Source organism: Kribbella sp. NPDC043289, assembly GCF_056436705.1.
Genome location: NZ_JBWKCB010000002.1, coordinates 1,022,533 through 1,037,515, shown reverse-complemented (window position 1 = coordinate 1,037,515; position 14,983 = coordinate 1,022,533). Strand labels below are relative to the sequence as shown.

The following is a 14,983-nucleotide window of genomic DNA, read 5'->3' as shown; positions in this document are numbered from 1 at the left end:
CGTCGACGCTGCGGCCGGCGGGTGGTCAGGCGCGGCGTTGGGTGGCCCAGTCGCGGATCAGTTCGATGCGTTCCTTCAGCTGGATGGAGGACGCGTGGGCTGCGGCGGGACCGCCGAGTTTGCGGCGCAGATCGTTGTGGATCACGCCATGGGGCTGACCGGTGCGGTGGTGCCACGCGGCGACCAGGCCGTTGAGCTCGCGGCGGAGCAGGGCGATCTGCTCGTGCGTCGCCAGCTCCGTCGGGGTCGGGTCCTCCCGCTCGGCCGCCGCCGGCCTGGACTTCTTCTGCGCCGCGAGTGACTTCTGCTGCCGTTTGTGCAGCAGCTCCCGCACCTGGTCCGGCTCCAGCAATCCGGGCAGCCCGAGGAAGTCGAGTTCCTCGTCCGACGCGTTGTCGCCACCGGTCCCGTAGTCGCCGCCGTCGAACACCACGCGGTCGAAGCTCGCGTCCGACCCGAGCGCCTCGAAGTTCCCCTCGAGCTCGTCGCTGGCGCCCTCGGCCTGGTTCGCCTGCTTCAGCAGGTCGTCCTCGAGGGCGAAGATGTCGCCGTCCTCGTTGTTGTTCTTCCGCCCGAGGACGTGGTCCCGCTCGACCTCCATCTCGGCCGCGAACCCGAGCAGCCGGGTCACCGACGGCACGAACACCGACGCCGTCTCACCCCGCTTCCGGGCCCGCACGAACCGGCCGACCGCCTGCGCGAAGAACAGCGGCGTCGACGTCGGCGTCGCGTACACGCCAACAGCCAGCCGCGGTACGTCGACACCCTCGGACACCATCCGTACGGCGACCATCCACCGGGACTCGTCCTCGGAGAACTTCGCGATCTTCTTGCTCGCCGCCTTCTCGTCGGACAGCACGACGGTCGGCGACTCGCCGGTGATCTCCCGGAGCGTCTTCGCGTACGCACGGGCCGTGTTCTGGTCACCCGAGATCACCAGTGCGCCGGCGTCGGGCATGTGCCGCCGTACCTCGGTCAGCCGCTTGTCGGCGGCCGCGAGCACGGCACCCATCCACTCACCGGCCGGGTCCAGCGCGGTGCGCAGCGCCTGCGCGGTCAGGTCCTTGGTCAGCGGTTCGCCGAGCCGCGCGGCGACCTCGTCACCGGCCTTCGTGCGCCAGCGCATCTCGCCGGAGTACGACATGAAGATCACCGGGCGGACGACGTGGTCGCGCAGGGCGTGCCCGTACCCGTAGGTGTAGTCCGCCTTGCTCCGGGCGACGCCGTCGTGACCCGTCTCGTACGTGACGAACGGGATCGGGTTGTCGTCGCTGCGGAACGGCGTACCGGTCAGGCAGAGCCGGCGGGCCGCGGGTTCGAAGGCCTCGCGGACGCCGTCGCCCCAGCTGAGCGCGTCACCGCCGTGGTGCACCTCGTCGAGGATCACCAGGGTCTTGAACCGCTCGGTCCGGACCCGGAACGCCAGCGGGTTCACCGCGATCCCGGCGTACGTCACCGCGACGCCCTGGAAGTCCTTGTTGGTCTTCCCGCGCCGCCCGGCGAACGACGGGTCGATCGCGATCCCGGCCCGGTCGGCGGCCTCGGCCCACTGGACCTTGAGGTGCTCGGTCGGGGTCACCACGGTGATCCGCTCGATCTGCCGCCGGTGCAGCAGCTCGGCGGCCACGGTCAGCGCGAAGGTCGTCTTGCCCGCTCCCGGCGTCGCCACCGCGAGGAAGTCCCGCGGGTTGCTGTCGAGATAGAGCTGGAGCGCCTCCGCCTGCCAGGCTCGCAGTTTGTTCGCGGTTCCCCAGGCGGCGCGATCCGGGTACGCCGGAGGGAGCACGCCGGGGCCGGCCGGCACATGCGAATCCACAGACAGCTACTCCCCCGAAAGTCGACAGTGAGCCGGGCAGGAAGGTTACCCGAGATCTGTTACGAGATCAGATCCGCCGGCACCACCGTCACGTCGAACGGGCTCGTCAGCCGCACCGATTCCTCCCCGGTAGCCTTCGCGACCTGCGTATATGCGCCGTCCCGTAACTCCCACGCGATCAGACTCGGCGTGTCGGGATCCACCACCCAGTACGCCGGACACCCCGCCGCCTCGAGCCGCGAGAACTTGACCATCGCGTCGAAGCGCCGCGTGCTCGGCGACAACACTTCGACCGCGAGCAGCGGCGGCCCGGGCAGGTCGCGCTTCGTGAATGCGTCACGGCGGGCGACCAGGAGGTCCGGGATCATCACCGTGTCGTCCGCCAGCACCATGTCGAACGGCGCCGCCATGACGTAGAGCTCCGGCGGGCACGCCTGCCTCAGCTGGATCAACAGGTTGACGGCCACATCCTGGTGGTTGAAGGACGGGCTCGGTGTCACGAGGAGCGCCCCGTCGATGAGCTCGTGCCGGTACCCGTCATCGGGCATCCGATCCAGATCGGCCCTGGTCATCGGCGCGGCCACTCGGGTCAGGACGTCCGGCGGGTCGGGAATGGGTTCCACGAGACTCATACTGCCTCCTTTGGTCGGTCACGCCAGAGAACATGCCGTGATCTGCCCCGGGTTGCCCCGCGAATCTTCCCGCTGTGGAAAAGTTCCGGATCGGCTGGTGACGCGGCCTACACTCGGGGCATGAGTACTCAGCTGAGCCCGGGCGCGGAGACGGTCGTCGACGAGCGCACCAAGCCGTCACTGGACGACGGGGACCACGAACGGTTCTCGCACTACGTGCCCAAGGACAAGCTGACCGAGGCGATGGTGATGGGCACGCCCGTCGTCGCCCTCTGCGGCAAGGTCTGGGTCCCGAGCCGCGACCCGCAGCGTTTCCCGGTCTGCCCCGAGTGCAAGGAGATCTGGGACTCCCTCAACCCCGGCGACGAAGGCAACGACGGCGGCGAGGAGTAACCCACCGCACACAGCAGAGGGTCGCCGCCGCACGCTCACCTGCGCGCAGCGGCGACTTTCCTGTGCCACACACAGTCACCACTTGGGGGTGGGGGTTAGTTCTGGGTGGGGTCGTCGGGGTAGGTGGCTACGTAGGCCATCTGGTCGGTTTGGCGGCGGAGGACTCGGCGCCAGAGGGTTTCGGGGGTGTGGCCGAAGACGTCTTCGGGTTCCGACTCGACGACGTACCAGGCGCCTTCGGCGATCTCGCCCTCGAGTTGGCCGCTGGACCAGCCGGCGTACCCGGCGAAGATCCGCATCCGGGAGATGGCGCCCTCGAGCAGTTCCGGCGGTACGTCGAGGTCGACGAGACCGATCCGGCCGAAGCAGCCGCGCCAGCCGGGTGGGTCGGTGGTTTCGATCACCTCGGCGACGGCGAGGGCGCTGTCGGTGCCGACCGGGCCACCCATGAACAGGACGCCGGGCTCGTCGACCGCCGACGACCAGTCGGGGAGGACGCGGTCCACGGACAGGTCCGCGGCGCGGTTGATCACCACCCCGAGTGCACCGTCGTCGTCGTGGTCCAGCAGCAGGATCACCGACCGGCGGAAGGGCGGCTCGTCGAGCAACGGGGTCGCCACCAGCAGCGAACCGGTCAGGGTCGAGACCGTCATACCCCCATCATGGCGTACGACGGTTCGCGCGGCCGAACAATCTCGAGGCTAGCCAGGCACCCAGCGCGACCCCGGCGAGATCCGCGAGCGCGTCGAACGGGTCGCCGTCGCGCTGCGGAAGCAGCCAGTGCTGGACGAGTTCGCTGACGACCGCGTTCGCGGCGAGGGCCCCGAGCAACCAGCGCGCGGGTACGCCGACCTTCAGCCCGGTGAACGCCACGGCCGCGAACAGGAAAAGGTGCGCGACCTTGTCGATCTGCGGGATCCCGACGTGCGGACCCGCCTCGCGCGGTGCGTAGACGCCGTACAGCTGCAGCGCGACCGCCGCGACGAACGCGATCCGCCAGAGCCAGACGGTCCGCCGGCTCGACTTCGTCTCCCCCGCCACGGACACGGTCACGCCGGCGAGTCGTCCGGGTAGCTCTCGTGCGCCGGAACCTTGCCGCCGGCTGCGTCGCGGACGGCGTGCGCCACCATCGTGTGCACCTCGGGGTGGAAGACGCTCGGCACGATGTACGCCGCGTTCAGCTCCTCGTCGGTCACGACACCGGCCAGGGCGCGGGCGGCGGCCAGCTCCATCTCGATCGACACCTTCGACGACTGCGCGTCGAGCAGGCCGCGGAACACGCCCGGGAAGACCAGCACGTTGTTGATCTGGTTCGGGTAGTCGCTACGGCCGGTCGCAACCACGGCGGCGTGCTCGCCGGCCTCGGCCGGGTCCACCTCGGGGGTCGGGTTGGCGAGCGCGAACACGATCGCGTCGTCGTTCATCGTCGCGATGTCGGCACCGGTCAGGATGTTCGGCGCGGAGACGCCGATGAACACGTCCGCCCCGGCGACCGCGCCCTTCAGGTCGCCGCTGTACTTCGCGGCGTTGGTGTTCTCCGCAATCCAGCGCAGCTCCGGCGACAGCCCGGCGCGCTCGGTGTGGATGACACCGTCGATGTCGGCGACGCAGGTGTCCTTGACCCCGGCCGCGAGCAGCAGCTTGAGGATCGCCGTACCGGCCGCGCCGGCGCCGGAGAGCACCACCCGGACGTTCGTGATGTCCTTGCTGACCACCCGGAGCGCGTTGAACAGCGCCGCCAGCACCACGACCGCCGTACCGTGCTGGTCGTCGTGGAAGACCGGGATGTCGAGTTCCTCGCGCAGCCGGGCCTCGATCTCGAAGCAGCGCGGCGCGGAGATGTCCTCCAGGTTGATCCCGGCGAACCCGGGCGCGATCGCCTTGACCACCTGGATGATCGCCTCGGGGTCCTGGGTGTCCAGGCACAGCGGCCACGCGTCGATCCCGGCGAACCGCTTGAACAGTGCCGCCTTGCCCTCCATCACGGGCAGCGCGGCCTTCGGGCCGATGTTGCCGAGCCCGAGTACGGCCGAACCGTCGGTGACCACCGCGACGCTGTTGCGCTTGATGGTCAGCCGACGGGCGTCGTCGGGGTTGGCCGCGATCGCCAGGCAGACCCGCGCGACACCTGGCGTGTAGATCATCGACAGGTCGTCACGGTTGCGGATCGGGTGCTTGGCCTCCATCGAGATCTTGCCGCCGAGGTGCATCAGGAAGGTCCGGTCCGAGACCCGGCCGATCTCGACGCCGGGGACGGCGCGCATCGCCTCGACCAGGCGGCCGGCGTGCTCGGTGTCGGCCGCGGCGCAGGTGACGTCGATCCGGAGCCGCTCGTGCCCGGAGGCGGTCACGTCGAGCGCGGTGACCAGGCCGCCGGCCTGCTCGACCGCGGTCGTCAGCTTGCTCACCGTCGAGCCACCCGCAGGCACCTCGAGGCGAACGGTGATGGAGTACGAAACACTCGGCAAGGCAGTCACGCGGGTGATCCTCTCATGTCACTGGTAAGCCCTGGAGGTTACGTACGTAAAGTGCACGACAGAGGTGCAGGTACGGCGTAGACCGTCAGTTGGTCGGGTTCTCCTCAGCGTAGATCTTGGCGGCGTTGGAGGGGTCGATCAGCCGGGTCGGGAGGGTCTGGGTCTTCTCGATGGTCCCGCAGTCGACCAGGATCTTCTTGGCCGCCGCGATGGCTTCCTTGCCGTTCGTCGGGTAGGTGAAGGTCGCGGACAGCCGGCCCTGTTCGACCGCCTTGATGCCACCGGACGGGATCGGCAGCGCGTCGATCCCGGTGAACTTCATGTCCTTCTCGCGGCCGACCGCCTTCGCGGCCAGGTACGCGCCCTCGGCCATCGGGTCGTTGTGCGAGTACACGACGTCGATCTTCGGGTTCGCCTTCAGCAGCGCGTCCATCTGCGACTGGCCCTTCTCCCGCAGCCAGTCACCGCTCGCGCTCGCGATCACCTTGACCTTCGGGTTGCCCTTGATGCCCTCGACGAAGCCCTCGTGCCGCTCGGCCTGCGGCGTCGCGCCGGCCAGCCCCTTGAGCTCCACCACGTTGCCACCCTGCGGGAGCAGCTTCTCGGCGATGTACTTCCCGGCCTCGCGACCGATCTGCACGTTGTCGCCGCCGATGAACCCGGTGTACGCGTCGCCCTCGACCTTCCGGTCCAGCACGATCACCGGGATGCCCTTGTCGTAGGCCTTCTTCACCACCGCGGTCAGCGGCTTGGCCTCGTTCGGGCTGATGATCAGCAGGTCGATCTGCTGGGTGATGTAGTTCTCGACGTCGGCGACCTGCTTGGCGTTGTCCTGCGCCGCGTCGGCGAACTTCACGTCGAACTGCGGCACGTCCTTGGCCGCCGCCTTGATGTCGTCGTCCATCCGCTGCCGGTACGGCTCGGCGACGTTCGCCTGGCTCATCCCGATCGTGTACTTGCCGTCGGCCCCCTTGCAGGACTTGGAGGCGCCGGGCGAGGAGCCCGCGGTCCGCTCGTTGGTGGTCCCACAGCCGGCGAGCACCAGTGCGGCGACGGCTGCTGCGGCCAGGGGAACTCTCAGAGAACGCATGACGGAACCTTCCTTACGAGGTGGGGCGGAGTCGCTGCAGCGCGGCGGCGGCAACGATCACCAGTCCCTTGATCAGGAGCTGGATGTTGGAGTCGATGTTGTTCAGGGCGAGGATGTTGTTCAGTACGCCGAGCAGCAGCGCGCCCGCCACAGTCCCGGCGACCGAACCGCGGCCACCCGCCAGGCTGGTGCCGCCGATCACCACCGCGGCGATCGCGTCCAACTCGTAACCGAGGCCGTCGTTCGGGCTGCCCTGGTTCAGCTGGACGGCGTGCACGATGCCGGCCAGCGACGCGAGCAGCCCGCAGATCGCGAACACTGCGATCTTCACCCGCACCACCGGTACGCCGGACAGTCGCGCGGCCTTCTCATTACCGCCGACGGCGTACAGATGGCGGGAGAACGCGCTGACCCGGAGGAACACGATCGCGGCGATCGCGACCACCGCGAAGATCAGTACCGGGATCGGGACCAGGCCGCCGAAGGTGCGTTCGCCGAGCAGTGCGAACGACGACGGTGCCTCGTTCGGCCCGTCGCCGTACGCGATCGCGACGCCCTGGCCACCGGACCAGATCCGAGCGAGACCTCTGGCTATCTGTAGTCCCGCGAGCGTCACGATGAAGGACTGGATGCCGATCATCGCGGTCGCGACGCCTTGCAGCGCACCGAAGAGCAGACCGATCACGAGGACCAGGACGACCGAGGGCAGGAAGCCCCAGTTGTTCTCGACCATCAGCACGGCCGACCCGACCGCCGCGAGCCCGAGGACCGCGCCGACCGAGAGGTCGATCCCGCCGATCAGGATCACGAACGTCATCCCGACCGCGATGATCCCGATCTCGGACACCGCCCGGACCACGTTGGCGAGGTTGTCCGCGCTGATGAAGAGGATCTCGCCGTTCTTGCGCGGCGAGAAGACGATCGCCGCGATGAACACCGCGATCAGCCCGAACACGCTCTGGAACCGGAACAACGTCGCCGCGACGCTGCGCTGCTCCCGCGGCGCCGCCTCGACGGTCTTGTCCTGTACGTCGGTCACTGCACTCCTCCGACCTCGTCGAACACTGCTCCCTGGCCCATCGCCGCCGCCAGCAGATCCCCTTCGCCCGAGTCCGCCGTACTGAACGACGCCACGTCGCGCCCGTCCCGCAGTACGACGACGCGGTCGCAGACACCGACCAGTTCGGGGAGTTCGGACGACGCCAGCAGTACGCCGAGACCTTGCGCGGCGAGCTCGCCGAGCAGGCGGTAGATCTCGGCCTTCGCACCGACGTCCACACCGCGGGTCGGTTCGTCGAGCAGCAGCAACCGGGGCTCGGTGAGCAGCATCCGGCCGAACACGACCTTCTGCTGGTTACCACCGGACAACGTGCCGACCTGGTCCTGCAGACGCCCGAACTTCAGCCGCAGACGATCCGCCATCTTCACCGACGCGGCCCGCTCCATCCGCCGCGCGATCACCCCGAGCCGCCCGTACGCCGGGAGACTCGAAACGACCGTGTTGGCGAGGATCGAGTGGAACAGCACCAGGCCGGACGCGCGCCGGTCCTCCGGGACGAAACCGATGCCCTGGGCAAGCGCCTGACGCGGGCCGCGCGGGCGGATCGGTTTGCCTTGCAGAAGGATCTGCCCGGTTCGGGTGCCGCCGGGAGCGACGCCGTACAGGGTCTCGAGGAGTTCGGTGCGGCCGGCGCCGAGCAGGCCGGCCAGTCCGACGATCTCGCCGGAGCGGACGGTGAGCGAGATCCCGTCCGGGTCGCGGCGGCCGGGGCGCGGGCGACGGGGTTTCAGAGCCAGGTTCTCCACGCGCAGCAACTCGTCGCCGGTGGCGGTGTCCGGAGTGGTGAACATCGTCTGCACCGGGCGGCCGACCATCGCCTCGACGACCTCCGCCGTGCTGAGTTCACGCGGGTCGAAGCTGGTGACGATCCGGCCGTTGCGGAGCACGGTCGCTCGGTCGGCGACCTGGGCGATCTCCTCCATCCGATGCGAGATGTAGACGATGCCGACCCCTTCGCGGCGTAGCTCGCGGATCACGTCGAAGAGCCGCTCGACCTCGGTCGTGGTGAGCGCGGAGGTCGGCTCGTCCATGATCAGCACCCGGGCGTCGAGCGAGATCGCCTTCGCGATCGTGACCAGCTGCTGCTCGCCGACCCGCAGCTCACCGACCGGGCGGCGCGGGTCGAGGCTGACGCCACCGCGGTCGAGCAGTTCGCGGGCGGCGCGTTCCATCCGGCGGCGATCGACGGTGCGCAGCGGGCTGCGGAGTTCGCGGCCGAGGAAGATGTTGTCCGCGACGGACAGCGCCGGGACCAGGTCGAGCTCCTGGTGGATCATCGCGATCCCCGCCGCCTGCGCGTCGGTCGGCCCGTTGAACCGGACCGGGGCGCCGTTGATCTCGATGGCGCCGTCGAACTCGGTGACGTCGCCGGAGAGGATCTTCATCAGCGTGCTCTTGCCGGCGCCGTTCTCCCCGAGCAGCGCATGCACCTCACCGGCGCCGAGTGTCAGATCCACCTCGTGACACGCCTGAACGCCGCCGTACCGCTTCCCGATCCCGACCATCCGGACCAGGGCAGGTGCTTCGGTCATGCGGCCTCCGCGCTCGGCTGAGCAATCGATTTCCCGGACGCTAGACCGCGCCCCTCCGGCCCGTCAACCCCTCACCAGGTCAACGGTCGGAACCGTGACCCAGCTTCGGTGCTGAACAGGCCGGAGGGGCAGCTGTTCGATCTCGGTGGAAGGGTGCAGAGAAGATGGAGAGAAGGTGGAGAAGGTGGTCAGCTGCCGGAGACGCTCACCTTCGCGAACAGCGGGCGGCCGCTCGGCGGCATCACGAAGTCCTTGACCCGGCTCCGGACGGCCGCGTTGGAGGCGAGGTCGGCCGGGAAGACCCCGACGGCGTCGTCCCAGATGATCTGGCCGGCCTGGTCGTAGAGCTTGGGCCGGGCGGCCTGGTCGACCGAGGAGCGGGCGTCGAGCAGGAGCTTGTCGAGCGCGGGGTTGCAGTACCCGTTGCGCTTGGCGGTGCAGACGTACAGGCGGGCCAGTGTGTAGTCGGCGTCACCAGTGCCGGTCACGTTGGTCTGCAGGTTCATGTCCCAGTTGAGCTTGCCGAAGTCCTCCAGCCACTGCGCGCGCTCCTTCTCGAGCGGCTTGACCGTGACGCCGATCTTCGCCCAGTCCGAGATCATCGCCTGCGCCAGCGCCCGGATGTTCGGCCCACCTTCCAGCGGCCACTGCATCGACGTGGTGAACCCGTTCGGGTACCCCGCCGCGGCCAGCAACTGCTTCGCCTTCGCCGGGTCGTAGCTGTACGGCGAGAGCTTCGGCGCCCCGATCACGCCCTGGGTCACCGGCGCCTGCGCCACCGACGCCAGGTCGCCGAACAGGTCCTTGACCGTGCCCTCGAGGTTGAGCGCGTGCCACATGGCCTGCCGCACCCGCTTGTCGTTGAAGGGCTTACGGTTCGAGTTGAACCAGTCGAAGTAGTACGTCCAGCTCGGCGTCGTGGAGTAGGTGATCGCGTCACTCCCCTTCACCGACCCGACCTGGTCCGGCGGGATCTGCGTCAGGACGTCGACCTCGCCGTTCTGAAGCCCGGTGATCCGGCCCGCGACCTCCGGGATGTTCACGAACTCGAGCTTGCCGAGCTTCGGAGCTCCGTCCCAGTACGTCGGATTCGCGGCCAGCTCGAGCCTCTCGTCGGGCTGGAACGCCGTGACGGTGAACGGCCCGGTCCCGATCGGCTTGCTGAAGAACCCGTCGGTGTTGACCTTGTCCGCCGGCCCGATGAACAGCAGCGTCAGCGAACTCAGCAACGTGCCGAGCGGCTTGCTGGTCTTCACGGTCACCGTCTGGTCGTCGGTCGCCGCGAACGAGGTCACCGTCGAGTACAGCGGTACGAGCGGCCCGTCGAGCTTCTGATGCCGCTGGTACGACGCGACGACATCCTTCGCGGTGAACGGCGTACCGTCGGAGAACTTCACGCCGGAGCGGAGCTTGAAGATCCACGTGTTCGGGTCGGGGTTCTCCCACGACGTCGCGAGCACCGGGACGATCTTGCCGCCGTCGACGCGGACCAGCGGCTCCATGATCTGCTGGATCGCGGTCTGCACGGCCTCCTCACCGGCGTACTTGTGGGTGTCCAGCGACACCGGGAACATCGCCGGTGCGTACCGCAGGACCTGGTCGCCGTCACTGCTCGGCTCACTGGCCGGCGAACAAGCACTCAATGCCGCCAATGCGGTCACGGCCAGTGCCGCGACGATTCGCTTCCTCAACACAAGGTTCTCCTCAGGGGTGGAGCGTGTAGGTGGCGACGACCGGGTAGTGGTCGGAGGGTGCGCGGCCGTCGTGGAAGAAGTCGACGACCTCGCTGGACCGGGCGGCGAGCGGGCCGCGGCCGAAGATCCAGTCGATCGCCTTGGGTGGTGAGGCGAGCGGTGACAACCGGGTGCCGATCGGGCCGGTGGCCACCGTCGGCACGACCGGGTGGGTCACCGGGGAGTGCCGGCCGAGGGCGGTGAAGCTGTCCAGGAACCCGGCGTTGCCGAGCTCCCACTGCGGTGGGCCGATGTCGTTGATGTCGACGGTGAACAGACAGGCGCCGTCGCCGGCCAGGCGTTCGAGCGCCTCGCCGATCGCGCGCGCCTGAGCGATCCGGCGGTTGACGTGGTCGGCCCGCTCGTCCGGGTGTCCGGGCCAGGTGAGGTGCGCCGTACTGAAGACGAGCTCGGTGCCGTCGGGGGTGCGCAACCGGACCCAGAAGAAGCGCGCGTCGGGCGACAGGATGCCAACGTCCTCGGCGCCGTGCTCGACGTACTCGAAGAGGTCGCGGCGCCACCAGAGGTTGCTCTGGGTCTCCCAGCCGGCCGTGCCGTCGACTCGGTCGTGCTCGGGCAGGGCGTCGTCGAGGAGCTTGCGCGTGACCGGCCGGAGCTCCTGTACGGCGAGCAGGTCCGGGGGCCGCGTCGTGAACAGGCTCGTCAGCGCGTCCCGCCGTTGGTCGAGGTGGAAGTCGGCCCACAGGTTGTAGGTCATCGCGACAAAGGTGAAGGTCATCGGTCCATCCCGGTAGGCACGTTGTACGCCGCGAGTCCGTCGAGGCGCAGCGTGGTGAGCGAGCAGTTCACCGGCGGGTCCAGCAGCATCTCGGCCCCCGGCGGCAGCTGCAGCGCCGACGCGGCCGCGACCCGAATCGGCCCGCCATGCGTCACCACCAGCACCCGCCGTATGCTCCGACCGGCACGCGCTCCAGCGTCCGCATCCACCACGTCTGTCGCGCCAGCGCTGGTTCCGGAATCGGCGAGCTCCCTCGTCGCCTCCCACACGCGCGCACGTAGTTGCGCGAAGGTCTCTCCGCCGCCGCGAGCGACGTCCTCGCCGCGCGCGAAGGCGTCGACCACGTCGGGCTCGTCGGCGTACACGTCGGTGAAGGTCCGCCCGCCCCAGGTGCCGACGTCGATCTCCCGCCAGCGACGGTCGATGCGGACGGTCGGCTGGTCAAGCGTGTCGAGGTACGGCTGCAGAGTCTCCGTCACACGCTGGAGGTCGCTCGCGACGATCGCGTCGAACTCGAACGACTGCAGGTAGTCCGCTGCCTGCTTCGCCTGTTGCCGTCCGCGAGCACTGAGGCCACTGCCCTGCTGGCCTTGGTAGCGATGTTCGGCGTTCCACACGGACTCGCCGTGCCGGAGGAGGACGAGTTCGGTCATCGGGCGGCTCCTGCGAGCTCGGTGGCGAAATGGCATGCGGCGGGGTGCAACTCGAGGCGGGTCGTCAGCTCGGGAACGTCCTGCGCACAGCGGTCGTCGGCCTTCCAGCACCGCGTGCGGAAGCCGCACCCGGTCGGCGGGTCTGCCGGGGACGGCACGTCACCGCCGATGATGATCTGCTCGCGGGCCGGCTTGTCCCAGGGCTTCGGGTCCGGCACCGCCGACAACAATGCCTGTGTGTACGGGTGCAGCGGTCGCGTGAACAGCTCGTCCTGCGACGCCGTCTCCACCACGCGCCCGAGGTACATCACCGCGACCCGGTCCGAGATGTGCCGGACGACCGAGAGGTCGTGCGCGATGAACAGGTACGCGAGCCCGAGATCACGCCGCAGGTCGTCGAGCAGGTTCAGCACCTGTGCCTGCACCGAGAGATCCAGCGCGGACACGGCCTCGTCGCAGATCACCAGTTTCGGCCGCAGGGCGAGTGCGCGCGCGATCCCGATCCGCTGCCGCTGCCCACCGGAGAACTGGTGCGGGTACCGCTGCGCGTGGTCGGGGTTCAGGCCGACCCGCTCGAGCAGTTCCCGGACCTCGGCGCGATGCCGGTTCCGGGGTACGACGTCGGTGTGGATCAGCCACGCCTCGGCGATGATCTGCTCGACGGTCGCCCGCGGGTTCAGCGACGCGTACGGGTCCTGGAAGATCATCTGCAGCTGCCGGCGAACCTGGCGCATGGAGGCCTTGGGCAACGAGGTGAGTTCCTCGCCGTCGAAGACGATGCTCCCCGACCCGGCCTTCTCCAGCCCGATGATCGTCCGCGCGACGGTCGACTTCCCGGAGCCCGACTCCCCCACCAGGCCAAGCGTCCCGCCGGCCGGGATATCGAAGGACACCCCCGCCACGGCCTGGATCTGACCGACGGTACGCCGCAACACCGACGACCGCATCGGGAACGAGGTGTGCAGATCCCGCACCGACAACAGCGGCGACTCAGTGGACATCGGCGAGGGCTCCTTCCGGGTGGTGACAGGCGGCTCGGTGGGATTCAGGTCGGTCGGGGAGTTGCCGGAGCGCCGGTTCCAGTTCGGTGCACAGCGCGTCGGCGTACCGGCAGCGGGGACGGAACGAGCAGCCGGACGGGAGGGCGAGGAGGTCGGGTGGCGATCCCTGAATGGGGACGAGGCGCTCGCGTGGACCGTCGACGGCGGGGACGGAGCCCATCAGGCCGGAGGTGTACGGGTGCCCGCTGTGTTCGTAGACCTCGCGCAACGGGCCGGTTTCGACGACGCGGCCGGCGTACATCAGCACCACCCGGTCGGCGACGTCCGCGACGACTCCGAGGTCGTGGGTGATGAGGACCAGCGACATGCCCTCCTCGGCCTGCAACCGGGTGAGCAGGTCCATGATCTGCGCCTGCACCGTGACGTCCAGGGCGGTCGTCGGCTCGTCCGCGATCAGCAACCGGGGCGACAGAGCGAGCGCCATCGCGATCATCACCCGTTGCCGCATCCCGCCGGAGAACTGGTGCGGGTAGTCGTCCAGTCGCTTCGAGGCGGCCGGGATCCCGACGCGCTTCATCAACTCCAGCGCGGCCGCCCGGGCCTCCTTGCGCGATGCCCCACGATGCCGGCGGAACATCTCCCCGATCTGCGCACCGACCCGGAACACCGGGTTCAGCGAGCTCAACGGGTCCTGGAAGACCATCGCGATCTCCCGGCCGCGCAGGCCTTTCGCCGTCCCCGGGGCGAGCAGGTCGCGGTCGTCGTACGTGATCGATCCACCGCTCACCCGGCCGGCGGGCTTCGGCACGATGCCCATCACGGCCTGCGCGGTGACACTCTTGCCGCTGCCGGATTCACCCAGCAGGGCAACGGTTTCACCCGCGCCGACCTCGAACGACGCACCGTCGACCGCCGTCACCACGCCACCCGACGTGGCGAACTCGACGCGCAGGTCGCGCACACTCAGCAAAGCCATCACATGCTCCTCAGCCGCGGGTCGTAGCGGTCCCGGAGCGCGTCGCCGAGCACGCCGAGGGAGATCACCAGGAACGCCAGCGCGATCCCCGGAATCGTCGAGATCCACCAGGCGTCCGCGAGATAGTTCCGGCCGTTCGCGATGGTGACGCCCCAACTGGGAGTCGACGCCGGCGTCCCGAGACCGAGGAAGCTCAGCGACGCCTCGGCCAGGATCACGTGCCCGATCTCGACGGTCGCGACGACCAGTACCGGCGCGACACAGGCCGGCAGTACGCACCGGGTGATCAACCGCCAGGTCCCGGCGCCGAGCGTCCGGGACGCGTCGACGAACTCGCGCCGCCTCGTCGCGAGCGCCTGCCCGCGGGCGACCCGGGCGAACGTCACCCAGTTCGCTACCGCGAGCACGATCACCACATTCACCACCGAGGGACCGAGCAGCGCCGCGATGAAGATCGCGAGCAGGATCGACGGGAACGCCAGCTGGATGTCTGCGAGCCGCATCAGGACACCGTCCAGCCAGCCGCCGAAGTACCCGGCGGACAGGCCGATCGTCACCCCGATGGTGCCGGCGAGCAGCAACGTCGCGAGCCCGACCGCGATCGAGATCCTTGCCCCCTGCAACATCTGGGCCAGCAGATCCTGGCCGACCTGGTCGGTGCCGAAGATCGCGAACGATCCGTCGGACAGCCGGCTGAACGGCGGTTTCAACCGATCCGCGGTCCGCGTGTCGACCGGGTTGTAGTGCACCAGCCAGGGTCCGATCACCGCGGCCACGACGTACGCCGCGATCACCGTGAACCCGAACCGGATCCGCGCCGATCCGGCCTTGGTACGGCGTCGCGCGGTCGCCGGGGCCGCCACCGAGAGTTCTGCAGTCAC

Annotated in this window: 15 protein-coding genes; 1 reads left to right on the top strand and 14 read right to left on the bottom strand. The window is 69.2% G+C overall.

Annotated features, from left to right (window positions below):
- Nucleotides 1–25 precede the first annotated feature (25 nt).
- Complete coding sequence (locus AC0662_RS16735; protein ID WP_452194962.1) at nt 26–1,816, bottom strand: DEAD/DEAH box helicase; 1,791 nt, start codon at nt 1,814–1,816, stop codon at nt 26–28.
- 59 nt (nt 1,817–1,875) lie between these two features.
- Entirely contained in the window at nt 1,876–2,448 is a 573-nt protein-coding gene (locus AC0662_RS16730; protein WP_452194960.1) for a Uma2 family endonuclease, read from the bottom strand.
- 120 nt (nt 2,449–2,568) lie between these two features.
- On the opposite strand from AC0662_RS16730, the gene AC0662_RS16725 reads away from it, so the two are divergent.
- Entirely contained in the window at nt 2,569–2,841 is a 273-nt protein-coding gene (locus AC0662_RS16725; protein WP_452194959.1) for a DUF3039 domain-containing protein, read from the top strand.
- A gap of 95 nt (nt 2,842–2,936) precedes the next feature.
- Here AC0662_RS16725 and AC0662_RS16720 read toward each other — a convergent pair whose 3' ends face one another.
- The 12 genes from AC0662_RS16720 to AC0662_RS16665 all read right to left on the bottom strand — a co-directional run bounded on the left by AC0662_RS16720 (nt 2,937) and on the right by AC0662_RS16665 (nt 14,983).
- Nucleotides 2,937–3,494 (bottom strand): YqgE/AlgH family protein, encoded by a 558-nt coding sequence (locus AC0662_RS16720; protein WP_452194957.1) that lies wholly within the window; start codon nt 3,492–3,494, stop codon nt 2,937–2,939.
- 7 nt (nt 3,495–3,501) lie between these two features.
- Entirely contained in the window at nt 3,502–3,894 is a 393-nt protein-coding gene (locus AC0662_RS16715) for a VanZ family protein (RefSeq protein WP_452194955.1), read from the bottom strand.
- Entirely contained in the window at nt 3,891–5,318 is a 1,428-nt protein-coding gene (locus AC0662_RS16710) for an NAD-dependent malic enzyme (RefSeq protein ID WP_478301499.1), read from the bottom strand. The genes AC0662_RS16715 and AC0662_RS16710 overlap by 4 nt, the downstream gene beginning before the upstream one ends.
- A gap of 85 nt (nt 5,319–5,403) precedes the next feature.
- Complete coding sequence (locus AC0662_RS16705) at nt 5,404–6,408, bottom strand: substrate-binding domain-containing protein (RefSeq protein WP_478301497.1); 1,005 nt, start codon at nt 6,406–6,408, stop codon at nt 5,404–5,406.
- A gap of 13 nt (nt 6,409–6,421) precedes the next feature.
- Nucleotides 6,422–7,447, bottom strand: a complete 1,026-nt coding sequence (locus AC0662_RS16700; RefSeq protein ID WP_478301495.1) for an ABC transporter permease — start codon at nt 7,445–7,447, stop codon at nt 6,422–6,424.
- Entirely contained in the window at nt 7,444–9,000 is a 1,557-nt protein-coding gene (locus AC0662_RS16695) for a sugar ABC transporter ATP-binding protein (protein WP_478301493.1), read from the bottom strand. The genes AC0662_RS16700 and AC0662_RS16695 overlap by 4 nt, the downstream gene beginning before the upstream one ends.
- A gap of 188 nt (nt 9,001–9,188) precedes the next feature.
- Entirely contained in the window at nt 9,189–10,694 is a 1,506-nt protein-coding gene (locus AC0662_RS16690; RefSeq protein ID WP_478301491.1) for an ABC transporter substrate-binding protein, read from the bottom strand.
- Between the two features lie 10 nt (nt 10,695–10,704).
- Complete coding sequence (locus AC0662_RS16685; RefSeq protein ID WP_452194945.1) at nt 10,705–11,472, bottom strand: endonuclease/exonuclease/phosphatase family protein; 768 nt, start codon at nt 11,470–11,472, stop codon at nt 10,705–10,707.
- On the bottom strand, nt 11,469–12,125 hold the full coding sequence (locus AC0662_RS16680) for a histidine phosphatase family protein (RefSeq protein ID WP_478301489.1): 657 nt from the start codon (nt 12,123–12,125) through the stop codon (nt 11,469–11,471). The genes AC0662_RS16685 and AC0662_RS16680 overlap by 4 nt, the downstream gene beginning before the upstream one ends.
- A complete protein-coding gene (locus AC0662_RS16675) occupies nt 12,122–13,126 on the bottom strand; it encodes an ABC transporter ATP-binding protein (RefSeq protein WP_478301487.1) in 1,005 nt (334 codons plus the stop codon). Before AC0662_RS16675 ends, AC0662_RS16680 begins: the two co-directional genes overlap by 4 nt.
- Nucleotides 13,116–14,102, bottom strand: a complete 987-nt coding sequence (locus AC0662_RS16670) for an ABC transporter ATP-binding protein (RefSeq protein ID WP_478301485.1) — start codon at nt 14,100–14,102, stop codon at nt 13,116–13,118. Before AC0662_RS16670 ends, AC0662_RS16675 begins: the two co-directional genes overlap by 11 nt.
- Complete coding sequence (locus AC0662_RS16665; RefSeq protein WP_452194939.1) at nt 14,102–14,983, bottom strand: ABC transporter permease; 882 nt, start codon at nt 14,981–14,983, stop codon at nt 14,102–14,104. Before AC0662_RS16665 ends, AC0662_RS16670 begins: the two co-directional genes overlap by 1 nt.